22 protein-coding genes and 2 riboswitches are annotated in these 22,906 nt (G+C 39.9%); of the genes, 6 read left to right on the top strand and 16 right to left on the bottom strand.

What is annotated here, in order from left to right; genetic code table 11:
- Positions 1-137: 137 nt before the first annotated feature.
- From HNQ85_RS11055 to tenA, 9 genes are read right to left on the bottom strand one after another with little or no spacing between them, the layout of a single operon-like run.
- Positions 138-1,163 (bottom strand): thiazole biosynthesis adenylyltransferase ThiF, encoded by a 1,026-nt coding sequence (locus HNQ85_RS11055; protein ID WP_181537780.1) that lies wholly within the window; start codon positions 1,161-1,163, stop codon positions 138-140.
- Positions 1,160-1,927 carry a thiazole synthase gene (locus HNQ85_RS11050; RefSeq protein ID WP_181537779.1) on the bottom strand — a complete coding sequence of 256 codons (768 nt, stop codon included), beginning with the start codon at positions 1,925-1,927 and terminating at the stop codon, positions 1,160-1,162. The genes HNQ85_RS11055 and HNQ85_RS11050 overlap by 4 nt, the downstream gene beginning before the upstream one ends.
- A 1-nt stretch (position 1,928) precedes the next feature.
- Positions 1,929-2,132, bottom strand: a complete 204-nt coding sequence (gene thiS / locus HNQ85_RS11045) for a sulfur carrier protein ThiS (RefSeq protein ID WP_181537778.1) — start codon at positions 2,130-2,132, stop codon at positions 1,929-1,931.
- Positions 2,133-2,143: 11 nt separating this feature from the next.
- A complete protein-coding gene (gene thiO, locus HNQ85_RS11040; RefSeq protein WP_181537777.1) occupies positions 2,144-3,274 on the bottom strand; it encodes a glycine oxidase ThiO in 1,131 nt (376 codons plus the stop codon).
- A complete protein-coding gene (gene tenI, locus HNQ85_RS11035; RefSeq protein WP_181537776.1) occupies positions 3,255-3,890 on the bottom strand; it encodes a thiazole tautomerase TenI in 636 nt (211 codons plus the stop codon). The genes thiO and tenI overlap by 20 nt, the downstream gene beginning before the upstream one ends.
- 9 nt (positions 3,891-3,899) lie before the next feature.
- Entirely contained in the window at positions 3,900-4,685 is a 786-nt protein-coding gene (locus HNQ85_RS11030) for a CbiQ family ECF transporter T component (protein WP_181537775.1), read from the bottom strand.
- Between the two features lie 15 nt (positions 4,686-4,700).
- Positions 4,701-6,155, bottom strand: coding sequence for an ABC transporter ATP-binding protein (locus HNQ85_RS11025; protein WP_181537774.1), 1,455 nt, complete (start codon positions 6,153-6,155; stop codon positions 4,701-4,703).
- 11 nt (positions 6,156-6,166) lie between these two features.
- Positions 6,167-6,754 carry an ECF transporter S component gene (locus tag HNQ85_RS11020; RefSeq protein WP_181537773.1) on the bottom strand — a complete coding sequence of 196 codons (588 nt, stop codon included), beginning with the start codon at positions 6,752-6,754 and terminating at the stop codon, positions 6,167-6,169.
- The gene (gene tenA / locus HNQ85_RS11015; RefSeq protein ID WP_181537772.1) at positions 6,741-7,436 is read right to left on the bottom strand and encodes a thiaminase II; all 696 of its coding nucleotides are present in this window, start codon (positions 7,434-7,436) and stop codon (positions 6,741-6,743) included. The genes HNQ85_RS11020 and tenA overlap by 14 nt, the downstream gene beginning before the upstream one ends.
- A gap of 142 nt (positions 7,437-7,578) precedes the next feature.
- A riboswitch (TPP riboswitch) is annotated at positions 7,579-7,686 on the bottom strand.
- Between the two features lie 182 nt (positions 7,687-7,868).
- Here tenA and HNQ85_RS11010 point away from each other — a divergent pair.
- Entirely contained in the window at positions 7,869-9,053 is a 1,185-nt protein-coding gene (locus HNQ85_RS11010) for a class I SAM-dependent methyltransferase (protein WP_181537771.1), read from the top strand.
- Between the two features lie 30 nt (positions 9,054-9,083).
- On the opposite strand, the gene HNQ85_RS11005 is transcribed toward HNQ85_RS11010, so the two are convergent.
- Complete coding sequence (locus HNQ85_RS11005; protein ID WP_181537770.1) at positions 9,084-9,626, bottom strand: YfiT family bacillithiol transferase; 543 nt, start codon at positions 9,624-9,626, stop codon at positions 9,084-9,086.
- 197 nt (positions 9,627-9,823) lie between these two features.
- Here HNQ85_RS11005 and HNQ85_RS11000 point away from each other — a divergent pair, with 197 nt between their 5' ends.
- Entirely contained in the window at positions 9,824-11,062 is a 1,239-nt protein-coding gene (locus HNQ85_RS11000; RefSeq protein ID WP_181537769.1) for an MFS transporter, read from the top strand.
- Positions 11,063-11,190: 128 nt separating this feature from the next.
- Here HNQ85_RS11000 and HNQ85_RS10995 read toward each other — a convergent pair whose 3' ends face one another.
- Together HNQ85_RS10995 and HNQ85_RS10990 are read right to left on the bottom strand one after the other, a co-directional pair.
- The gene (locus HNQ85_RS10995; protein WP_181537768.1) at positions 11,191-12,855 is read right to left on the bottom strand and encodes a glycoside hydrolase family 13 protein; all 1,665 of its coding nucleotides are present in this window, start codon (positions 12,853-12,855) and stop codon (positions 11,191-11,193) included.
- A 329-nt stretch (positions 12,856-13,184) separates the two neighbouring features.
- A complete protein-coding gene (locus HNQ85_RS10990) occupies positions 13,185-14,108 on the bottom strand; it encodes a ketopantoate reductase family protein (RefSeq protein WP_181537767.1) in 924 nt (307 codons plus the stop codon).
- Positions 14,109-14,198: 90 nt separating this feature from the next.
- Here HNQ85_RS10990 and HNQ85_RS17850 point away from each other — a divergent pair, with 90 nt between their 5' ends.
- Positions 14,199-14,324, top strand: a complete 126-nt coding sequence (locus HNQ85_RS17850) for a hypothetical protein (protein ID WP_281363460.1) — start codon at positions 14,199-14,201, stop codon at positions 14,322-14,324.
- A gap of 54 nt (positions 14,325-14,378) precedes the next feature.
- Here HNQ85_RS17850 and HNQ85_RS10985 read toward each other — a convergent pair whose 3' ends face one another.
- A complete protein-coding gene (locus HNQ85_RS10985; protein ID WP_181537766.1) occupies positions 14,379-14,582 on the bottom strand; it encodes a YbdD/YjiX family protein in 204 nt (67 codons plus the stop codon).
- Positions 14,575-16,653 (bottom strand): carbon starvation CstA family protein, encoded by a 2,079-nt coding sequence (locus HNQ85_RS10980; protein WP_181537765.1) that lies wholly within the window; start codon positions 16,651-16,653, stop codon positions 14,575-14,577. The genes HNQ85_RS10985 and HNQ85_RS10980 overlap by 8 nt, the downstream gene beginning before the upstream one ends.
- Positions 16,654-17,096: 443 nt before the next feature.
- Here HNQ85_RS10980 and HNQ85_RS10975 point away from each other — a divergent pair, with 443 nt between their 5' ends.
- The 3 genes from HNQ85_RS10975 (at position 17,097) to HNQ85_RS10965 (ending at position 21,433) form a co-directional block, all read left to right on the top strand.
- Complete coding sequence (locus tag HNQ85_RS10975; RefSeq protein WP_181537764.1) at positions 17,097-17,561, top strand: hypothetical protein; 465 nt, start codon at positions 17,097-17,099, stop codon at positions 17,559-17,561.
- Positions 17,562-17,749: 188 nt separating this feature from the next.
- Positions 17,750-17,948: riboswitch (cobalamin riboswitch) on the top strand.
- A gap of 125 nt (positions 17,949-18,073) precedes the next feature.
- Positions 18,074-20,362, top strand: coding sequence for a ribonucleoside-diphosphate reductase subunit alpha (locus HNQ85_RS10970; protein WP_181537763.1), 2,289 nt, complete (start codon positions 18,074-18,076; stop codon positions 20,360-20,362).
- A 27-nt stretch (positions 20,363-20,389) separates the two neighbouring features.
- Positions 20,390-21,433 (top strand): ribonucleotide-diphosphate reductase subunit beta, encoded by a 1,044-nt coding sequence (locus HNQ85_RS10965; RefSeq protein ID WP_181537762.1) that lies wholly within the window; start codon positions 20,390-20,392, stop codon positions 21,431-21,433.
- Positions 21,434-21,496: 63 nt separating this feature from the next.
- Here HNQ85_RS10965 and HNQ85_RS10960 read toward each other — a convergent pair whose 3' ends face one another.
- Positions 21,497-22,180: a TerC family protein gene (locus HNQ85_RS10960; RefSeq protein WP_181537761.1), complete on the bottom strand. Its 684-nt coding sequence runs from the start codon at positions 22,178-22,180 to the stop codon at positions 21,497-21,499.
- An 89-nt stretch (positions 22,181-22,269) separates the two neighbouring features.
- Positions 22,270-22,542, bottom strand: coding sequence for a YkvA family protein (locus HNQ85_RS10955; RefSeq protein ID WP_181537760.1), 273 nt, complete (start codon positions 22,540-22,542; stop codon positions 22,270-22,272).
- Between the last annotated feature and the right edge of the window lie 364 nt (positions 22,543-22,906).

Genomic DNA, 22,906 nt, shown 5'->3' with positions numbered 1-22,906 from the left:
TTTTGAGTCAGCCTATTATTATCCCGCCATCGTTCTGTCCATACTGAAGTTGATACATGGATCATATTTCACTTTCTTTTTTCATCCACTCATCATGCGTGCCGTGTTCAACAATCGTTCCGCGGTCGAGGACGACATTATCCTAAATAACGGTTATATAACGTCTTCGCTTCGATCATATCCTTTGTTCCATGGACTAAAACACGTCCGTCTTTAAAAACAACAAGACGGTGCCCGTCGGCCGTAAACGAGAGAAGATATGGATTTTTCTCGACTTGTATCCCTTGTTTCGCAAGCAATTCGGCAAGTTCTCCTAAATCGCGGTCTTGTCGGACAGCAGGGCGGATTTGTACCGAATCTCTGCCGCAAAGCACCGCTGTTTTTGTTTGCAGATCATAAGAAAGATACGGATATGTAGGTTTTTCGCCACAAGACGGACAAGTCACTTTTTTTACTTTATCAACACGAATCGCGGTATGCTGATTTTTCCATAAATCAAAAGAAACCAGCTTATTTCGCAGCGACTTCCAATCTTCCACAAGAATTTTCAATGCTTCCGTTACTTGATAGGCAACGACCATCTGCACGGCCGGGCTAATAATTCCCGCCGTGTCACACGTTAAACCGCCCAGTGGCACCGTTTCAAGCAAACAATTTAAACAAGGTGTTTTTCCTGGAAGAATGACGTAACTAATGCCATAACTTCCAACGCAAGCGCCATAAATCCACGGAATCCGATATTTTTGTGAAATATCGTTAATGACCATTCTCGTCTCAAAGTTATCGGTAGCGTCAATGATTAAATGCGGCTTATTTTCTTCCATGATTAACTGTAATTCTCTTGCGGTCGCATCACCGACAATCGCTTCAATGACCACATTTGAGTTTATCCGTTCAAGACGTTGTTTGGCGGCAATCGCCTTAGGTAGACGTTCCTTCGCATCTTCTTCGCTGTACAATTGCTGCCTTTGCAAGTTACTCCACTCAACGTAATCGCGGTCAATAATAGTAATTTTGCCAATTCCTGCTCGTACGAACGCTTCTGCATTTCCCGTCCCTAACGCTCCTGCACCAATAATAAGCACGTGTTTGGCTGCAATTTTTTTCTGTCCCTCTTTGCCAATCGGTGCAAACAATTCCTGCCGTGAATAACGGTCTGTCAAACAACACTCATTCCTTCCATTGGACTACTTGCAGTCGCGTAACGCTTTTTCGGAATTCGCCCTGCTTCATAGCCAAGGCGGCCTGCTTCAATGGCTAATTTCATTGCTTTTGCCATTTTCACCGGGTTTTTTGCGCCAGCTACTGCTGTATTTAATAATACACCATCTGCACCTAACTCCATTGCCAAAGCAGCATCAGCTGGACTGCCGATTCCCGCATCAACAATGACAGGAACGGTTGCCTGCTCAATAATTAAACTAATATTTAGCGGATTAATAATTCCTTGTCCTGAACCGATTGGAGATGCTCCAGGCATAATAGCGTGGCATCCCAGCTCCTGCAGACGTTTGGCTAAAATGACATCATCTGAAGTATAAGGCAAAACGATAAACCCTTCTTCTAATAGTATTGCGGCTGCCTTTAATGTTTCTACCGGATCAGGGAGCAAGGTTTTCGGACAACCAATCACTTCGACTTTAATCATATCACATAAACCCGACGCTTTTGCCAGCCTTGCAATGCGCACCGCTTCTTCCGCCGTTGTCGCTCCTGCTGTATTAGGGAGCAGTTTATATTTTTTTAAATCCAGCTTCTCTAAAAAATTCGGCTGATTCGGCTCAAAAATGTTCATACGGCGGACAGCGAACGTCAAAATCTCTGTCCCTGACACTTCTACCGCTTCTTTTTGAATATCAAAATTCGGATACTTTCCTGTTCCTAATAACAGCCTTGATTGAAATTCATAAGGACCAATTTTCAACATATCAACCACCTCCTACAAAATGAACAATTTCTACTTTATCGCCATTTGATAATGTTGTTATTTCATAATCCTGTTTATTGATAATGTTTAAGTTCACTTCGACAATCGCAATTTTGTTGTTTAATTGAAAATGAGACAGTAAGTCTGAAACTGTTTTTACGCTTTCAGGCAGCAGAATCTTGTCTCCATTAATAATAATCTCCACCGCGCTTCCTCCTAAGTGGTAAATGTCATTTTTTTAACCAATGAGAAACTAGAAATATCAATATCTACTTTTTCCTCGGTGATTAACTCGGCTAACAATACTCCTGTAATGGGACTAAGCAAAATTCCGTTTCGATAGTGGCCAGTTGCAGCCCATAGTCCTCTATAGCATGGATGTTCTCCGATATATGGCAAACCATCACCGGTTTGCGGACGAATACCAGCCCATGCTTTTTCCCATTTTGCTTCCGCAAGCTTTGGCATGATTTGCTGCGCTCGTTCAAGCAAACGATAAATGCCTTGGACAGATGCCTGTTTGTCGAACATATTCGGGGTAGACGTAGCCCCAATCCAAAGGCGATTTTCTTTTTTTGGAACGATGTAGCAACCGTTTTTGGCGAACACCGTGGCTTCAAGCAGCGGTTGTTCCGTAATGACAGAGAAGCATTCTCCTTTGACAGGATACATATGAAGTTCCAGCCCTGTTTGCTTTAACAACCGAGCAGACCATGCGCCAGCTGCCACTATTACTATATTCGCATCAATTGTTCCTCTGTTCGTTATAACTCCGCATACTCTATCATTTTCTGTAACAAGCGAGATCACTTCTGTATATTCTCTTAGCTCCGCCCCATAAGCGGAAGCCGCTTTAGCAAATGCCAGCGATAAATCATCAGCCCGCACTTGTCCATCATTCGGGATATACATCGCACCAGCTACTTCTTCAGTGACATTCTGCTCTAATTCTCGAAGTTCGTTTATCGTTAGCCAACGCACATTTGAATCAAACCGTTTCCAAAACTCATACTGTTGTTGCAATTCGTTCTCTTCGCTCTCAGTAAAAGCGAGTTTGAGTAACCCTTTTTGCACTAAACCGATATCAATACCTGTAAGTTCTTTCAACTCATCAGCTAACTGCGGGAACATTTCACGACTTTTCAAAGCTAACGGAATGAGCGGATGATCGCTTGCAAATTCCGATTGTGCCCCAAGCATCCCAGCTGCGGCACTTGAAGCTTGACTGACCATTCTCTCTTTTTCTACTACAACTACACTTAAGTGACGTTTCGCTAATTGAAATGCGATCGAGCATCCAATAATTCCGCCGCCGACAATCGCAACATCATAGCCTTTGCGATTCATGCTTTCCCCTCCAATTTCTTAGGATGCTTGCATAGGTTCGAGCCGCAGCAACCGGATTATCGGCGAGAAATACCCCCGACATGACCGCAATTCCCTTTGCTCCTGCCTGCAGCACATACTCAACGTTATCCGGCTTGATTCCGCCAATCGCAACAACAGGAATTCTTGTTTGTTTTATAATTTTCTCCAACTCAGAAATCCCTCGCGGTGTAAGCCCCGGCTTACAATCAGTCGAAAAAATATGACCGTATAGACAATAATCCGCTCCGTCCCGCTCTGCTTCTTGTGCTTCTTCCAATGAATGAACGGAGCAGCCGACATGCAATGAAGGAAAGTGTTCTTTAACCGTTTTCACATTTAGACTATGGTAAGCAAGCTGAACCCCGGCTGCTCCGCATACAACCGCTACATCCACTCGATCATTGATGATTAATTTTTCTACCGGCACTCCTTTGGTTATTAATACAGAAAGCAGCTCCGTCAACTCTTTTGCTGTTTTCTTTTTTTCTCTTAAATGGATGGCATCGACATAAGAGTGAATGTGTGTAATGATTTCGATTAACTGCTCATTTGACTGCTGCCCCGTCGATATGACATGAAACTCTCCCACAAACATCCCCACTTTCTAGCGTACATCGGTAATCGGAATGTACGGATAAATAGTAGATAGATAGTAGGACAGCAGGCTAATCACAACGATATAGATAGCAAATACTACGTCATATTTACTAAAACCGATTTCATAGTAAAACGTTCTGCTCACTGTCTGGGAAAAACGTTTGGCTTCCATGGCGATCGCGATTCGCTGCGCGCGGCGAATGCTTTGGGAAAGAAGCGGAATGGCGTACCGTTTTATTTTTTGAAAAACGTTGCTTTTTTCCGCCGCTCCTCTCACTTTCAAAGCGTTTTGCACCGTTTGAAATTCCTCAAGCATAATCGGAATGAGACGAATGCCTGCTAAAAAGCTGTAGGCATATTTCGGCTTTAATTTTAGCTGCTGCATGAGTGAGTAAAATAAGTAGACCGGCCTTGTTGTTAACGAAAAGATAAGGCCAAGTAGCGCAAAAATAAATGCGCGGAATCCAAGATGCAATCCGCGAAAAAAGCTTTCTTCGGTAATATGAATAAGCCCCCATTGAAACCATGTTGTTTGACCGTTACCGAAAAGAATCATTGATACGGCTGTCGAAACAAAAATAAACAAAAACGGTAAAAGAAATAATAAGAGATATTTCAATGGATAACCTGCAAACGCAAACAGTAGCAGCAAAAAGCCAAGCGTTAAATTCATCAATACATTCGGGTTATGAATAAACAGAACACCGATGAACAAGATAGTCATTACTATGAGTTTTAAACTTGGATTAATTCGGTGAAGCCATGTTTCACGATAATTTATATCTAATCTCACCGCTCCTCCCCCCTTTCAAACACTCAATACAGTGCTATCAGAACGGTAAGATATGAGTGACTCATCGCGGATTAAACAACCATTTTCAATTTCCCATCTTCTTGTCGCAAAATATTCAACGATATGTTCATCATGGGTAACCATGATAATGGTTGAACCTTGTCTGCGGTACTCTTCTAAAAGTTCTAACAAAGCAAATGTGTTTTTCGCATCTTGTCCAAATGTCGGCTCATCTAACAACAGTAATTTTTGTCCATTTACAATCGAAGCTGCTACACTTAATCGACGCTTTTGCCCCATTGATAGCTGATACGGGTGTTGCTGCTTTTGGTCTTCTAAATGAAACATTTTTAGCATCGAAGTAACAGTGTCTTCTATTTCAAGTTCTGCTCCTTTTTGCAGACGAAGCGTATAGGCAATTTCTTCATACACCGAGTTCGTGACAAATTGAAACTCCGGATTTTGAAACACAAAGGCGATATGATTTGCTATATTTTTTATTTTCTGAATAGCCTTACCATATAGTGTGCAAATTCCATCTGTACGAATTAACCCCATAATGGCATGCAGTAACGTGCTTTTTCCAGCTCCATTTTCTCCTGTAACAGCAATCCACTCTCCCGCATAAATAACCGCTTCATCGATACGGATTTTCACTTCTTTATTTCGGTAGCCTTTAAAATCTTGCAGGCGAAGAATCTCCGTTTGTGGATGGAACGCAGGACGTTGTAAACGGTTCTTTATATAATCGTTCCAAACATCGGGATACCAAATTCCTTGCTGTTGAATCACATTCTTATATTCTCGAAAAATCGTTTCTGCCTCGCCATCTGCAACAATTTCTCCAGCGTGATTAAACAAAATTATGCGTTCGACAAAATCGAGAACATGTTCAATTTTATGTTCAACAATAATAATCGTTTTATCGTCAGCAATTTGTTTAATCGTTTCCCAAACGGTTTTCGTTCCTTCTTCATCAAGCATGGCCGTCGGTTCATCTAAAAATAAAACGTCGGGATTCAATGCAAATGTAGAAGCAATGGCAAGCCGCTGCTTCATTCCTCCTGATAATGTTTGAATATTCACATGAGGATTTGGAAGTCGTAAATCAACGAGCTCTAACAGTTCATTGATTCGTTCCTTCATCTTCTCTCGGGGCACTCCTAGATTTTCAAGGACAAACGCAATTTCTTCATCGACAAACGGCATACAAAACTGCGTATCAGGATCTTGGAACACATATCCCCATTTTTTAGGGATTAAAATGTTTTCCACCTTCATCGGTATATCAATTGAATGGGGAATCAACCCTGCCATTACTTGCAGCAAAGTTGATTTCCCACACCCTGAAGGTCCTAGCAGCAATACTCTTTCTCCTTTATGAAAAGAAACGGATAAATCTTTAAATAATAATGTGTCTCTGCCGGGAAATTTTAACCGTAGTTTTTCGACAAAAGCTACTTTTTCCATTCATTCACCTTCTAGCGATTCAATGCATCATAATCTTCTTTCGATGCAGGACGCACCATTTGTGTCACACCTGTTTTTTCTAATGCTTTTACAAGAGAATGAGCAAAGATTCCTGAGATGATGATGGCACCAATGAAACGGGCACCAATAAACAATGTAAGATTCCAAACAGCCAGTTCCTCAATATATCCTTTGTAAAGGTCCATAATGAGCGAGCCAATGGTTGAAGAAGCGGCAGCCAAAGAAACAACGAATACATCAAAACGCTTATAGCGAAATGCAGCAAACACAAGCTCTGCAAATAATCCTTGTATCAATCCATAAATCAATACCTCAAGTCCCCATTCAGAACCCATAATAAATTCGCCCGAAGAAGCTGCGATTTCTGCAAGAAGCGCTACACCCGGTTTACGAATAATGAGATAGGCAACTGTGGCCGCGATAAACCACATTCCATATACAAGTTGATCGATATGCAAACCAAAAGGTTTAACAGAATAATAAAACGGCCCCCATAATTTGTAGACAATGCCAAATACAATCGAAATGACAACGGTTGTTAGAATATCAGCTAATTTCAATCCTTTATTCGTTTGCATGTACTGCTATCTCCTTTCCTTCAACTGGCCATGTTTCTAGGCGATAAGCCATTTCCCAAAAGGCATATTCGTACTGACTGCTGATGATAAAGTGTTGTTCCATTCGCTTTCTGTCTGCTTCTGTAACTAATTCAGCGATGGCGTCCAAGCGAACGATTTGTTCTTCCACTAAACTGCGGAACCATTCAGAACCGTAAGCAGCAATCCACTCTTGATAGATTGGCTCTTCCGGCTTGCAATCTTTCAAGCGTTCACCAATTTCGTAATAAAGCCAGTAGCACGGCAAAATTGCCGCAATAATATCTCCTAAATGTCCTTCATAAGCCGCGCGATACATATGCGACGTGTATGCATATGCGGTCGGAGCAGGAATAAAGGAAGCTTTTTCTTCCTCAGTAATCCCTAACTTTTTCGCGAAGTTTTCATGTAAAGATAATTCTGCCTGATACGTATTTTGCGCATGATGCGCCATACGGTCAGTTGTCTGTAAATCAGCGGCTTTCGCTGCCCCCAACGCCTGAACTCTCGCAAAATGACTTAAATAATACGAATCTTGCAAAACGTAATAACGAAAACATTTTAAATCAAGCGTTCCATTACCTAACTCCGTTACAAACGGGTGTTGAAAACTCGCTTCCCAAATGGAATCTGCCGCTTGGCGCAGCTGTTTTGCAAATGACATAGCGTTCCCTCCAAAGATTAAAAATCGCTTTATGGAAAACACAGAACAGGGCCCTGATTTCTGTGTTTTACCCAAACAAAAAACCACTTTCTTTACAAGCGTAAAGAAAGTGGTTGGAAATACCTGGTAGTATAAATGTACAACTCCGCCACTTCCACTTCCCTACGCTGGTATGATCCAGATCAGGTTCTAAGGGTCTCAAAGGCACACTTTGATCTCAGCCTATCTAAAGGCCCCCCTAGTGGAATTCGTCATTTATTCACTTTTATTTATTTGAGTTTATCATAACTACGCTTTCAAATCGTTGTCAAGAATTTTTATACAATTTCTTTTTATACTTATCACCTAACAACAAATATGGCCAAACATTGCTTGTTTCCCTTTCATTTTGTATCATAGATAAGGCAAACTATGATTAATGGAGTTGAGAACGTGGCGAAAGTTTTTTTGAAACGAAAACGAAAAAAACGGCTCGAACAAGGCCATCCTTGGGTATTCCAAAGTGAAGTTGATTATATTGAAGGAGATTTTGAACCGGGAGACTTCGTTGATGTATATAACCATCAAAACTATTTTTTAGCGAAAGGCTACATCAATCCAAAGTCGCAAATGATTGTGCGCGTCCTTACGCAAAATCCAGAAGACGAATTAAACGAGCAGTTTTTTATTGAACGAATCCGCAAAGCTTGGGCTTACCGCGAGCGAATGATTCCAGGCGTTCGTTCATGTCGTGCGATTTATGGAGAAGCGGACTTTTTGCCAGGATTGATTGTGGATAAATACGAAGACGTCTTAGTTGTACAAATTCTCTCCCTTGGCATGGAAAAACGGAAAGATTGGATTTTAAAAGGATTGCTTGAGGTATTTAATCCGAAAGCGATTTACTTGCGAAATGACGTATATGTTCGCGAACTAGAAGGATTGGAGCAAGAAAAAGGATTTTGGTACGGTGAGTCTGAAACAGAGGTACTTATTGAAGAAAATGGCGTTAAATATATTGTTGATATTGAAAACGGGCAAAAAACAGGCTTTTTCTTTGATCAACGCCAAAACCGCGCTGCTATCAAACCGCTTATTGACAAAAACACAACCGTACTTGACTGCTTTACACATACGGGCTCCTTTATGTTAAATGCTTGCCTATACGGTGCTAAGCATGTTACCGCTGTCGATATTTCTGAACACGCCATCGAGACAGCGAAACGCAATGCGGCATTAAACGGATTTACAAACGTTGATTTCGTCGTCGCTAATGCGTTCGATTACTTGCGTGAAGCGGTACAAGAAGGGAAAAAATGGGACGTTGTCATCATTGACCCGCCAGCATTTGCGAAATCGGCACATGCGGTGCCAAAAGCGCTTGGAGGATATAAAGACATTAATTTAAACGGCTTAAAGCTTGTAAAAGATGGCGGCTTTTTTGTAACGGCAAGCTGTTCGTATCACGTCCATGCCGATATGTTCCAAGCAATGATTGAAGATGCAGCATTTGATGCAAAAAAAATCTTACGGCAAATTCATTGGAGCAGTGCTGGCTATGATCATCCAAAACTGCTTGCTGCCGATGAAGGGGACTACTTAAAATTTGCGATATATGAAGTGCATTCACGGAGATAACGGACATCGAAATTGATGTCCGTTTTTTGTTTACCACCCTTTCTGTGCTCGCAAATTTTTAATATGCGCCACATGATGCTTGCCGTGCCAAGCGTACATCGCCACGCATTTGTACAAATCCATCGTCGTTTTTAGTGCCGGATGATAAAGCTTGCGCTGAAACTGTTCCGGCTCTAACGATTCAAGCAAAGCTCCCCAACGCTCATGAAGCCCTTCTAATAATTTAAGAGACGCTTCAATGGGAAAAGAACGAGCCTCAGCTGTTTCCGCCCAGTCGTTCTCTTCAAAAGGTTTCACAGTAGGAAGATCTTCTGTGATAATAAGCTTCGTGCGAATAAACGCGTTCATATGGGCATCTGCCAGATGATGAACAACTTGAGCAACCGTCCATCCGCATTCACGGTAAGAAGTGTTTAATTGTTCCCCATCAAGACCACTCACAGCTTCACGCAATCTCTTTGGCAATGCTTTAATTTCCTCAATCCAGTTTCTCACATCTTGTTCATTGAAAGATTGTGGTATTTCAAGTTTACCAATAGGGTAACGAACATCCATGATCACAGCCTCCTTCATTTAAATTCCCCTCTAAACATATTCACCAAACATCATAAAATTCCTATCTCAACATTGCGCTCAAGAATGTCGAGCATTTACAGCGATGTAAACTTAGACTATGCCGAATTCAATGAAGTAGAAACATAATTGTTTTTCTAATTTATGGTAAAATATAAATATATCAAATTTTAATCCATTTTGAGTAGGTGAATACGGTGAAAAACAAAAACTTTCAATTACTATGGTACGGGCAAACAAATTCCTTGTTCGGTTCACAAATTTCTATGATCGCGATCCCACTTACGGCGGTCACCATTTTGAATGCAACCTCCTTTCAAATGGGAATTCTTCAAGCGCTTCATTCATTACCATTCTTCTTATTTAGCTTATTTGTCGGCGTATGGATTGACCGCACCAAAAGAAAGCCGTTTTTACTGTATGCAAACGTGATATCTGCCGCTCTCCTGTTAACAATCCCACTTCTGTATTTTTTTGATATATTAAGCATTTATCATTTGTACGTTGTTATTTTTTTAACAGCTACAGCAAGTATGATTTTTGAACTGGCTTATTTATCGTACATACCGTCCGTTATTCCAACCAATCATCTTGCTGCAGCTAATAGCAAACTAGAGGCAAGCCGTTCTATCTCAAGTATTGCCGGTCCTTCCCTTGCTGGTGGACTTATCGCTATATTAACTGCTCCTTTTGCTATCATCATAGACGCTATTAGTTTTTTAATTTCTACTATTCTCATTCATTTTGTTAACAGTGATGAACAAATTCATCCGACTAACAATAAAAACATCTTTAAAGCCATAAAAGAAGGCTTAGCGATCATTTTAAAAGAACCAATTTTCAAATCGATTACCTTTAGCACCGCCATTTTGAATTTTTGCGGCAGTGCGTTTGGAGCTGTGTACATCTTGTATGTAGTCAACTTCTTAGGAATTTCCTCATTTTCTCTCGGCTTAATTTTAGGCTTGGGAAGCGTTGGGGCATTGCTTGGCTCATTTATTACAAATAAGTTCATTCAATCGTTAGGAATTGGGAAAACGTTAATAGTTTCTTGTATTTTTATTTTGTTCGGTTCCATCATCGTCCCTCTCATCCCTGCTCAAGTAAACCCATACACCAAATTGATCTTGCTTTGTTTCGGACAATTACTGTCTAGTATCGGCAGCACGGTTTACTTCATTACTCAAGTCAGCCTTAGACAAACTATCACTCCCAATCATTTATTAGGCAGAGTAAACGCAAGCAACCGGTTTATATCAAGGGGATTTATGCCGATTGGAGCATTTGCCGGCGGCATATTAGGAAGTTGGATAAGCATAAAGCTAACGTTACTCATCTTTGGTTTTGGATTCATATTATCTGCCATCATACTTCTTCTATCTCCAGTGCCAAAACTGAAAGAAATGACTGAAGGATATAAAATAGCTACCAATTGAAATGAAAGAGGCTGCCCCTCAAGTAAAGTGTCAGACCCCACAGCACAATATACAGGACATATCATTGGATCAATGCACTCTATATTGTGAAATACACATGAGGTCAGACACTGACGGGGCAGCCCCTTCTATTTCAACAAATACACCCGCGCCTCGTATGGCTTCAGCTTAAAGCGCGTCGCATTTTTGTGCGGCTTTACATCATAGTTTTGCAGAACTAAATGTTCAGAAGACAATTTAATGCCTTCATAGCGATAAAGAGCCGGTTTATCCGTCATATTGACAATAATCACTGCTTTTTCGTTTCCAAGTGTTCTTGTGTATGCGTAAATCGCTTTATCTTTTTCTAAAATTAAATCATATGTTCCGTAAATAAGAACTTCATTTTCCTTACGAAGGCGAATCATTTTTTTATAGAAGTTCAGAACAGAGTTAGGATCTTTTAATTGTTTTTCTACATTAATTTCCTTATAGTTTTCATTGACGCCCATCCACGGTGTCCCAGTCGTGAAGCCAGCATTTGTTTCCGCAGACCATTGCATCGGTGTGCGTGAATTGTCACGCCCTTTTCTCCAAATAACTTCCATGATCTCTTCATGAGAGCGACCTTTTTCTGTTTCAATGCGGTAAAAATTTTTCATGGCTACATCATCATATTCATCAATGCTCTCAAAACGGACATTTGTCATGCCAATCTCTTGTCCTTGATAAATAAACGGGGTTCCTTGCATAAGAAAATACATAGCACCAAGCACCTTCGCACTTTCCACAAGATATTCTTTGTCATTTCCCCACGTCGAAACAGAGCGAGGCTGGTCGTGGTTTTCAAGGAATAGAGCATTCCAGCCGAGGTTTTCTAATCCTTTTTGCCATTTTGTGAGCGTTCGCTTTAGCTGGCGAACATCGACTCCGCCACCTGTTCCTTTCTCCCAAAGCCCTAAATGCTCAAATTGGAAAATCATATTAAAAATGCCGTCTTTTTCGCCGACCCATTCTTCTGCTTGTTCGATTTTCACCCCGTTCGCTTCACCGACTGTCATAATATCATAATGCGCAAACGTTTGCATTTTAAGCTCTTTTAAATAATCCATAATCCCTTCTTGGTTCATATGTCCATCAAAAGAGGGAACATAATCGAGCCCTTTCGGATTTGGTAAATCTGGTAGTCCTGGTTTTTTCTTAATATGTGAAATGGCATCGACGCGGAACCCATCGATTCCTTTATCTAACCACCAATGAATCATGTCATACAAGGCACGGCGCACTTCTTCATTTTCCCAGTTTAAATCGGGTTGTTTTGTCGCGAAGACATGCAAATAATATTGGCCAGTTTTTTCATCATATTCCCAAGCTGAGCCGTCAAAAATGCTTTCCCAGTTATTCGGCTCCTTGCCGTTTTTGCCGTCACGCCAAATATACCAATCGCGTTTTGGATTATCTTTCGATGAACGCGATTCAATGAACCATGGATGTTCATCGCTTGTATGGTTAATTACAAGGTCAAGAATGACTTTCATGCCGCGTTTATGAATTTCTTCAAGCAGCAAATCAAAGTCTTGCATTGTTCCAAACTCTTCCATAATCGCTTGATAATCGCTAATATCATAGCCATTATCGGCATTTGGCGATTTATAAATCGGGCAAATCCATATGACATCGATTCCAAGGTCTTTTAAATAATCAAGCTTTTGCATAATTCCACGCAAATCGCCAATTCCATCACCGTTGGAATCCATAAAACTCCTCGGATAAATTTGATAAGCAACCGCTTCTTTCCACCATGCTTTATTCAAGGCTGTATCCTCCTCTTCTCATGCACTTGCAATTACATATTAAACCGCTTTCAAAACAACGCATCATAATTTAAAACTATAATACCATGTTAATATACCATTTGTTTTGTTTAAAGAAAAAATATCCATCTCATAAATCAATATATTGCGCAACATATAAGGATATAAAAAAGTCCACCTCTGTTATAGTCACTAAACCATACTTCAAAGGGTGGACATTTCCATGATTTCGGACATGCCAGCTTAGCAGAAACGCCGATTCAATCTACTTTCAACATCTCATGTCCAAAAATGATTGTTTACTTTTTATAGAAAATCCAAAAATACATTTAATAGTGAATTTGATTTTGCTCATAAATTTTTAAATGATGATAAATCACTTTTAACAGCGGTGTATCAATCTGATATTGCTTCGCCAGTTTCAATAAATACCCTTGTAAGTGATCCGCTTCTACCATATATCCTTTTTCCATATCTCGCTGCATCGAAGATTTCATTTCCGGCATCATTTCATTCATTTGCGCCAGTTGCTTCGCTTCAATTTGTTCGTCAATCGGTGCCCCGTGCGCCCGCATAATACTAGCGATTTCTTTTAACAGCGATAAAAGAATTTCTTGACCATACTCCCCGCTACGAATCGGGCCAATAGGAGTGCGGAATAATGTCGTTACTCCGGACATTGTCGCAATAAATAAATATTTATGCCACATATCTGTTACAATGTGTTCACTTAAACGAAAGCACGCATTACAATTAGAAAACAATTGTTCGAGCTCTTTTATCCGTCCCGTTATTTCTCCCGACCATTCACCAAATTTCACGTCATGAGATGCACTTGTTTGAATAATGGTTCCTTGTTCGTCTAACGTTGTTTCGATAAAACATAAGCCGCCTAATACGTTGTCTCTTCCAAATTCTGTCCAAAGTACATCCATATGAGCCATCCCGTTTAACAATGGTAAAATAAGTGTCTTCTCGCCGACATATGGCTTTACATCGCGAATCGCTTCCGACAAATGATATGCCTTATTCGAAAAGATGACAACATCAAAATCGTCCGCTTTTTCACCTGTCTGTAATGTCTTTGGGAATAAAACCACATCTCCATGAATGCTTTTAATGACCAATCCTCGTTCTTGTAGGTGCTTCCTCCGTCTTTCACGGACAAGAAATGTTACGTCAACACCTTTTTCAAGTAACCGTCCTCCGAAATAACCGCCGACAGCACCGGCCCCAACTACTAATACCTTCATCGTTTATCCCCCTTATGTTTTGCTTAATTAATTTCATATAAAATGTACATATTAATCACGAAACCATTATAATAACAGGAGGTTTGCAACATGACAAAGCGTAACAAAAAAACAAAAGCTGGATTGCAAAGTGCCAAAGCCATTACCGATCAAGAAATCGCTAACGAAATGAGTGCAAATAATAACAAAAAAGCTCAAAAATCGCGGCCACATTGATCATTGATATAAAGAGAAAAAGGGGGATTTTAGATGTCCCCCTTTTTCATTCATTTAACAACAACGGGACACTTTCCCGCCTTTTCCGTTATATCTCGCCTCTTGCGCTTCACAGAAAAATTGTTTCCGTGACTTGATTGGCTCTCCTGGATGATGAGTTTTCATATGCTCTACATATTTTTCATAATTGGGCACACCGACAAGCAAATCAACAAATTGTTTGCGGTGCTTTTTAATCGCTGATAAGAGATTACGCATAATGCTGCACTCCATTTCCTTCATCGCGTGGAATATACGGTGCTTCTTTTAATTGTACATTGTTGTTTTTCAATACCTTAATCCACATGTTTATTGAAGAAATAAGCATTGCTACAACAACAAGCATGAAAGCTGCACAAAGTGCCGCATCAATGTAGTCGTTCATAATAATTTGATGCATTTGCGCTTCATTGGCTGCTGGAGGTAAAATCTTTCCTTGATTTAACTCATTTTTAAATTTATTTGCATGTGCTAAGAACCCAATTTTTGGATTGTCGTGGAATAGCTTTTGGAATCCTGCTGTCATCGTTACGACCAAAATCCAAGTTGTTGGAACTAGCGTCACCCATACGTATGCTTTTTTGCCCATTTTAAATAAAACCGTTGTCCCTAATAATAAAGCAATCGCTGCAAGCATTTGGTTCGCGATACCGAAGAGTGGCCATAACGTGTTAATTCCTCCAAGCGGGTCAATAACACCTTGATACAGGAAATATCCCCAACCAAGTACACACAACGTTGTCGCAATAATATTTGCCGGTAATGACTCTGTTTTTGCAAGCGGCTTATAGAAATGCCCTAAAAGATCTTGAATAATGAAACGGCCGACACGTGTACCTGCATCAATCGTTGTTAAAATAAACAATGCTTCGAATAAAATCGCAAAATGATACCAAAATGCCATTAATGTTTTTCCACCAATGACATCCGATAAAATAACGGCCATTCCAATCGCTAACGTCGGTGCTCCACCTGTGCGCGACAAAATCGTTTCCTCTCCGACATGATCCGCCAATTCTCTTAAGGACTCAGGAGTGACCGTAAACCCCCAAGACGAAACGGTTTGTGCTGCTTGCACAACATCTTGCCCAATGGCCGCTGTTGGACTGTTAATCGCAAAGTATGTTCCTGGTGTTAAGACGCAGGCAGCGATTAATGCCATTACCGCTACAAACGACTCCACTAACATCGCACCATAGCCAATTGGACGAGCATGGCTTTCACGCTCAATCATTTTTGGCGTCGTTCCCGAAGAGACAAGAGAATGGAATCCGGAAACAGCTCCGCAGGCAATAGTAATAAATAAGAACGGGAATAAATTACCAGCAAATACCGGACCAGTGCCATCAACGAATTTCGTAATGGCCGGCATTTGTAAATCAGGTGCAACAATAAGAATGCCAAACGCCAATCCAACAATTGTACCAATTTTTAAAAACGTGCTTAAATAATCACGTGGAGCAAGCAACAACCATACTGGCAGCGCTGAAGCAACGAACCCATAGGCAATCATTAAAAGAGCAATCGTCTCTCCCTTAAATGTGAACATGTTCGCCAAAGCTTCATTTTCTGCGACGTACTGGCCGGCCATAATCGATGCAATTAGCAAGACAAAACCGATGAATGAGGCTTCACCAACACGTCCCGGACGAACATAGCGCATGTATATTCCCATAAAGATGGCAATTGGAATGGTCGCTGCGATTGTAAACATTCCCCACGGGCTTCCTACAAGCGCTTTCACAACAACTAGAGCTAATACAGCCAATAAAATAATCATAATTCCTAAAATACCAAGCATTGCAATAAAGCCTGTTACAGGACCAATTTCCTCTTTAATCATTTCACCGAGCGATTTTCCATTTCGGCGCATGGAAGCAAATAAGATAATAAAATCTTGCACAGCTCCTGCTAACACAACTCCAACGACAATCCAAAGCGTGCCCGGCAAGTACCCCATCTGCGAAGCTAAAATTGGACCGACAAGCGGGCCCGCGCCAGCAATTGCAGCAAAGTGATGACCAAACAATACCCATTTGTTGGTTGGAACATAATCTTTCCCATCATTAAAAATTTCAGCCGGTGTTTTTCGATTGTCATCTAGCTGAAATACTTTGTTAGCCATAAATCGGCTGTAAAAACGATAAGCGACAGCATATACACACACCGCTGCAACAATTAACCAAATAGCATTAACGCTCTCGCCTCGATTTAAAGCCAACACCGCAAATCCGACAGCTCCTAGGGCAGAAATCGCTCCCCAAAGCAAAATTGATTTAATCGCTTTCACGTCTTTTGTTCCCCCTTTATCCATCCCTTCCAATTATACATCCCTCACATAGATTATACTAATAATTCTGAATAATTAGATAACAGATAATCTAAGATGACAAAATCGCAAACTAACATGTCAAAATTACGGACTAACATGTCAAATTTTGCTCTTATTGTTCATCTACATACAACCGGTATTTGTAAAATAATTCTTCATATAACTAATTGTTAAAAATGAATAAAACAGCTTCATTTGTAAAAAAATGTAACAAAGAACATTATCGTGAATAGCTGCGATATCATTGACTCCGATCATGTTGTGACGGCGCAGAGAGGATTGCGAGATGAAAACCGAACCTCTGTTTATAACTTTTACCCGAAAGACGTAGTAAATATTGTTCCTAAAATCAACGATGTGAGGAGATATGAGAAAATATATTAGTAAAGGGTTTAAGAGATGTGAAAGCAATTGAACGGTTATTATGGAGCATTGCACTACCTGGTTTGGGACAATTTTTAAATCAAAAGTATGTGAAAGGGATTATTTGTATAATTTTAGAATTTTTAATCAACATACAATCCCATTTCAACGAGGCCATTCACTTAAGCTTTTTAGGAAGAATCGAGGAAGCTGTACAAGTCATTAATTATCAATGGCTCATGTTTTATCCTTGTTTATATTTTTTTGCGATGTGGGATGCCTATAAAGATGCAGGCGGAGGTAAATCACCTTATGCTTTTCTTCCCTTTGTCTTTTGCGCCTACTTCGTAACTGTAGGGCTTATGTACTCTACAGAATTAACAATTTTCGGTATTTTCTTTGGTCCGATTTGGCTTCCGATGTTATCAGTTATTCCTGGGGTGATTGTTGGATTGATCATAAGGGAATTGTTAATAAGGATAACCAAAACGGATTATAAATAACAGTTAAAACGCTTTTTATCTGACTTGATAAAATTCGATAAAAAGCGTTTTTTTATTTCCTTCTTTCCTTTTTTCTACATCACTCAAAAAATATGGTTGAATTTTCTATTAAATTGTTATATGATTATGCCAACTCAACAAAACACAATATGTTGTGGTTTACAAAAACAAAACAACTAAATATAGTATATCAAAACCGCAAGTGAAGGTGTCCGAACGGACTTAATAGGGAATCTGGTGCGAATCCAGAACTGTCCCCGCAACTGTATGTGTGGACGAAATGGAGTTTTCCACTGTATATGATTAGCTTGATCGGCGCATATACGGGAAGGAGCCAGAGTAGGAGGAAACACGAGTCAGGAGACCTGCCTTGCTTGCTAAGTTTCAAATTCTTCGGGGGGTGAGAAGATGAAACGGTGGTTTAAGAAGGTGTTGCTGTCCTTTTTATACTATCGTTTGATCCACTCAACCTGCTGAGTGGATTTTTTATTTTATACAGGGAGGCTAGGGAAATGAGCTTACATACAAAAACAACGATGATTATAACCGAAAAGGGAGACGCTGAACCTTTTTCACATGAGCGGCTCATCTCGTTTGTAAAAAAGATAACGGAAAACTATCCAAATCTAAACAAAGAAAGCTACTTAAAAAGAGTCATACAAGCGATTGAAAGCAGAGACACATTTTCTACTGAAAAAATCACTAACTTATTAATTTTAGAAGGCTTATCTTATATTGATGAAAATGAACCAGATTGGACGTTTGTGTGCGCTCACATTTATTTAAAAAAATTATACAAGGAAGCTGCCAAAAATCGCGGATATCACCCAGAAGAACAATATGGCGATTTCTATCATTTAATCAAAACTCTTGTTGCTAAAGGAGTTTATAGCCCTAAACTTTTAGAAGACTACACAAAAGAAGAAATTGTAGAATTTGGAAAATTGATCAACCCGGAAAAAGATAAGTTATTTACTTACATCGGTCTTCGCACGCTTGCTGATCGTTACCTAGCCCGTGATTACGATCGGAATTTATATGAGCTTCCACAAGAACGATTTTTAATGATCGCGATGACATTAATGGCAAAAGAACAAAAGCAGCTCCGTTTTGCTTTAGTGAAAGAAGCTTACTGGGCGTTAAGCAATTTATACATGACGGTTGCCACTCCTACTCTTGCCAATGCGGGAAAAAGCTACGGTCAATTATCAAGTTGTTTCGTAGATACAGTAGACGATAGTCTGCAAAGCATTTACGACAGCAATACTGACATTGCCAATCTTTCAAAATCAGGCGGCGGAATCGGCGTTTATCTTGGAAAAATCCGCAGCCGAGGCAGCGATATTCTCGGTTTTAAAGGCGTTTCATCAGGTGTCATTCCATGGATGAAACAATTAAACAATACGGCAGTCAGTGTTGATCAGCTAGGACAGCGGAAGGGTGCAATATGCGTTTATTTAGATGTATGGCATAAAGATATCTTTGCCTTTTTAGACGCAAAATTAAATAACGGCGATGAACGAATGAGAACGCATGATTTATTCACAGGTGTCTGCATTCCTGACTTGTTTATGGAACAGATGGAAAAACGCGGCGACTGGTATCTTTTTGATCCTCATGAAGTACGAAAAGTCATGGGATTTAGTTTAGAAGATTTTTATGATGAAGAACGAGGAAAAGGTCATTTTCGCGAAAAGTATTGGCAGTGTGTAGAAAATCCTCATTTGTCCAAAGAAAAAGTACCAGCCATTGAAATTATGAAAAACATAATGCGAAGCCAACTTGAATCGGGCAGCCCTTTTATGTTTTATCGCGATGAAGTAAACCGAAAAAATCCTAATTCTCACCTAGGTATGATTTATTGCAGCAACCTTTGTACAGAAATTGCGCAAAACCAAAGTCCAACAATAACGGAACAGCAATATACAAAAGACGGCAAAATTATTACAGTAAAAACGCCTGGAGATTTTGTTGTCTGCAACTTATCTTCTATTAATCTAGCGCGGGCAGTGACAGACAACGTGCTCAAACGTTTAATCCCCATCCAAGTGCGAATGCTTGATAACGTCATTGACTTAAACAAAATTCCTGTTTTACAGGCACAACTAACAAACCAAAAATACCGCGCTGTTGGACTTGGAACATTTGGATGGCATCATTTGCTTGCCCTTAAAGGGATTCGCTGGGAATCAGAAGAAGCGGTCGAGTATGCGGACAAGCTTTATGAAGAAATCGCTTATTTAACGATTCAAGCAAGCATGGAGCTGGCAAAAGAAAAAGGAAGCTATCCCGCGTTTACAGGTTCAGACTGGCATACAGGCACTTACTTTGAGAAACGGGGATACCGTAATTCTCAAAGCAATCTAGACTGGGACATGTTAAAAGAACAAGTAAAGACGCACGGCGTTCGTAACGGTTATCTTATGGCTGTCGCACCAAATGCATCCACGTCCATTATTGCTGGCAGTACCGCAAGCATTGACCCTATTTTCTTAAAAGTGTACGCCGAAGAAAAGAAAGATTATAAAATTCCTGTTACTGTACCAGATTTAAACGCTGAAACGACATGGTATTACAAATCCGCCTATCATATTGACCAACTATGGAGCGTCAAGCAAAATGCCGCCCGTCAACGTCATATCGACCAGTCTATTTCTTTTAATATCTACGTTATGAACACAATCAAAGCGAAAGACTTGCTGAACATTCATCTCACCGCTTGGAAACTGGGATTCAAAACAACGTATTATCTCCGTTCCACTTCAAGCTCTATTGAAGAATGTGAATCATGCGCGAGTTAATTTTATTCAGATTGAGGTGAATTGGTTATGTCACATACGCTAACGAAAAGAGTCATTATGGATCCGGAAGCCCCAAATCGCTCGACAAGAATTATTAATGGAAAAAGCTCAAATGTGTTAAACTGGGATGATATCGCTTATCCGTGGGCGTTTGCCAAATACAAACGAATGCTTGCCAACTTTTGGACACCGTTTGAAATTAATATGTCTCAAGACATCAAACAATTTCTGTTATTAACGGATGACGAACAAGATGCATTTTTAAAAATTATCGGCCTTCTCGCTTTGCTCGACAGCATTCAAACCGATTATGCAGGTAGAGTCGCCGATTACATTACAGATTCCAGCATTAACGCGTTAATGATTATGTTGGCACAGCAGGAAGTGATTCATAATCATTCATATTCCTATGTCCTATCAAGCCTTGTACCGAAAAGCAAGCAGGATGAAGTGTTTGAATTTTGGAGAAACGAACCGATTTTGCGGAAAAGAAATGACTTTGTCACAAATGGATATAAAGAATTTGCTGAACAGCCAAATGTCGAAAATTTATTAAAGTCCATTGTATATGACGTCATTCTAGAAGGGTTATTTTTCTATTCTGGTTTCGCCTTCTTCTACAATTTAGCGCGCAATCAAAAAATGGTTGCGACAAGTACAATGATTAATTACATTAACCGTGATGAACAAATCCATGTTGATTTGTTTGTTAAAATTTTCAAAGAAATACTGATTGAATATCCAGAATATAACACACCTGAGCTGGCTGCATTTATCCAGCAAACATTCATAAAAGCCGCGGAACTAGAAATCGAGTGGGCCGGTTATATTATTAGCAACAAAATTGAAGGTATTCCACTTCAGGATCTTAGCGACTATATTAAATTTTACGCTAACGTCCGCTGCAATCAGCTGGGCTTTGAACGTCCATTTGCTGGTTACCGCACGAATCCACTTCGCTGGATTAAAGCCTATGAAGAAGTCGACCTCGGAAAATCGGACTTCTTTGAACAAAAATCACGGCAATATACAAAAGTTAATACGATCGATAATGGATTTGATGAGTTATAAATAGAAAAGAGCCGCAAATTCTTCTAGTTTGCGGCTCTTTCCTCTCTACCCACAAAAGCGTTATTATACTTCTTTCAATGTTTCTTTTTTGTGTTCTTTCGCTTTTTTCATCGTTCCAATAATAACCACACCAGCAACAACAAGAAGTTCAAACCCATATTTCACAAACGGATTAGCAAAATATTCTTTCAAAAATGGTTCATCAACAATCATTTTCGATGCAGTCCAAGCAAGAATCCCGGCACCAATCGTCACGATAATTGGAAAACGTTCAATCCACTTCAGGATTAACGTACTTCCCCAAACGACAATTGGGACAGAAATAAGCAAGCCTAAAATAACAAGTAAAAAGCTTCCATGCGCTGCACCGGCAACCGCCAATACGTTATCCAATCCCATTAACGCGTCGGCAATGATAATCGTGCGAATCGCTTCCCACATACTGCCGCCAGCTTCCACATCATGTCCTTTTTCTTCTACAAGAAGTTTATAGGCAATCCACACTAACAAAATACCACCAACAAGCAACAATCCTGGAATTTTTAATAACCAAACAACCGCTAATGTGGCTAGAGCACGAATGATAATCGCTCCGACCGTTCCCCAAATAATTGTCTGCTTTTGCTGATGCTTTGGCAGATTTCTTGCCGCCAATCCAATGACAATCGCATTGTCTCCCGCTAAAACAAGGTCGATAATAATGATCGAGATAAGTGCCGATAAAAATTCAACAGAAAATAGCTCCATTAGAAAAAAACCTCCTCATTCATCAATATTTATTTCACATTCATTTCATACGTGCCTGAAGCCAAAATGGTCTCATAGGAGCATCCTCATTAAACTCCATATTTATTTTTCAAGTTTTCAGGCGCCATCTTAATAATTTGCTGTAAAATAAGCATAAAAATCGTAACATCATCAACAATACCAAAAAACCCTAAGAAATCAGGGATCACATCTAATGGCAATAACATATATAAAGCAACAAATAAAACAGAAAGCAATTTCTTGACATTGGAAACTTTTTTTGAAAGGAAAAACTCGGCAAGGAAAGGGATAAACCGCCGTATTTTAAAAATAAAGCGCACTCTTTTGAACAGTTTTCTCATACAAATTCTCTCCCTCCTCGTCATTTTTATATACAGTCTCAATACACCTAGAACGGTTTAAGAAAATCCATAACCACCGACGTTTTTCCTCTCCCTTCCTTATTTATTCCCTAAATAAAAATGACCTTTACCGTGTAGGTAAAGGTCATTAATAAATATAAAAAACCTTTACCCACACTGGTAAAGGTCTCGCTAACAACGTCATCGTTGCCAACAAAGCCGAGGGTTTTATCCCTGAACTGACGACTTTGCTGTTAAAGCTACTCCCCTTTATGAATATAAAACTATTTACAATTTAATAATATAAAGTTTTCCCCCAAAAGTCAATGATAATTATGGAAAGAAAAACAGAAAACGGTTAACT

Source organism: [Anoxybacillus] calidus, from assembly GCF_013760845.1.
GTDB lineage: Bacteria > Bacillota > Bacilli > Bacillales > Anoxybacillaceae > Paranoxybacillus > Paranoxybacillus calidus.
Note: the sequence above shows the minus strand (reverse complement) of the source record. Positions and strands in the feature narration are given on the sequence as shown.

Bases quoted from the DNA above. Each gene is read 5' to 3' on its own strand.
- HNQ85_RS11050 (WP_181537779.1), bottom strand. From the start codon at position 1,927: ATGTTGAAAATTGGTCCTTATGAATTTCAATCAAGGCTGTTATTAGGA.
- thiO (WP_181537777.1), bottom strand. From the start codon at position 3,274: ATGAATCGCAAAGGCTATGATGTTGCGATTGTCGGCGGCGGAATTATT.
- tenI (WP_181537776.1), bottom strand. From the start codon at position 3,890: ATGTTTGTGGGAGAGTTTCATGTCATATCGACGGGGCAGCAGTCAAAT.
- HNQ85_RS11025 (WP_181537774.1), bottom strand. From the start codon at position 6,155: ATGGAAAAAGTAGCTTTTGTCGAAAAACTACGGTTAAAATTTCCCGGC.
- HNQ85_RS11020 (WP_181537773.1), bottom strand. From the start codon at position 6,754: ATGCAAACGAATAAAGGATTGAAATTAGCTGATATTCTAACAACCGTT.
- tenA (WP_181537772.1), bottom strand. From the start codon at position 7,436: ATGTCATTTGCAAAACAGCTGCGCCAAGCGGCAGATTCCATTTGGGAA.
- HNQ85_RS11005 (WP_181537770.1), bottom strand. From the start codon at position 9,626: ATGAAGGAGGCTGTGATCATGGATGTTCGTTACCCTATTGGTAAACTT.
- HNQ85_RS10990 (WP_181537767.1), bottom strand. From the start codon at position 14,108: ATGAAGGTATTAGTAGTTGGGGCCGGTGCTGTCGGCGGTTATTTCGGA.
- HNQ85_RS17850 (WP_281363460.1), top strand. From the start codon at position 14,199: ATGACAAAGCGTAACAAAAAAACAAAAGCTGGATTGCAAAGTGCCAAA.
- HNQ85_RS10985 (WP_181537766.1), bottom strand. From the start codon at position 14,582: ATGCGTAATCTCTTATCAGCGATTAAAAAGCACCGCAAACAATTTGTT.
- HNQ85_RS10970 (WP_181537763.1), top strand. From the start codon at position 18,074: ATGAGCTTACATACAAAAACAACGATGATTATAACCGAAAAGGGAGAC.
- HNQ85_RS10965 (WP_181537762.1), top strand. From the start codon at position 20,390: ATGTCACATACGCTAACGAAAAGAGTCATTATGGATCCGGAAGCCCCA.
- HNQ85_RS10960 (WP_181537761.1), bottom strand. From the start codon at position 22,180: ATGGAGCTATTTTCTGTTGAATTTTTATCGGCACTTATCTCGATCATT.
- HNQ85_RS10955 (WP_181537760.1), bottom strand. From the start codon at position 22,542: ATGAGAAAACTGTTCAAAAGAGTGCGCTTTATTTTTAAAATACGGCGG.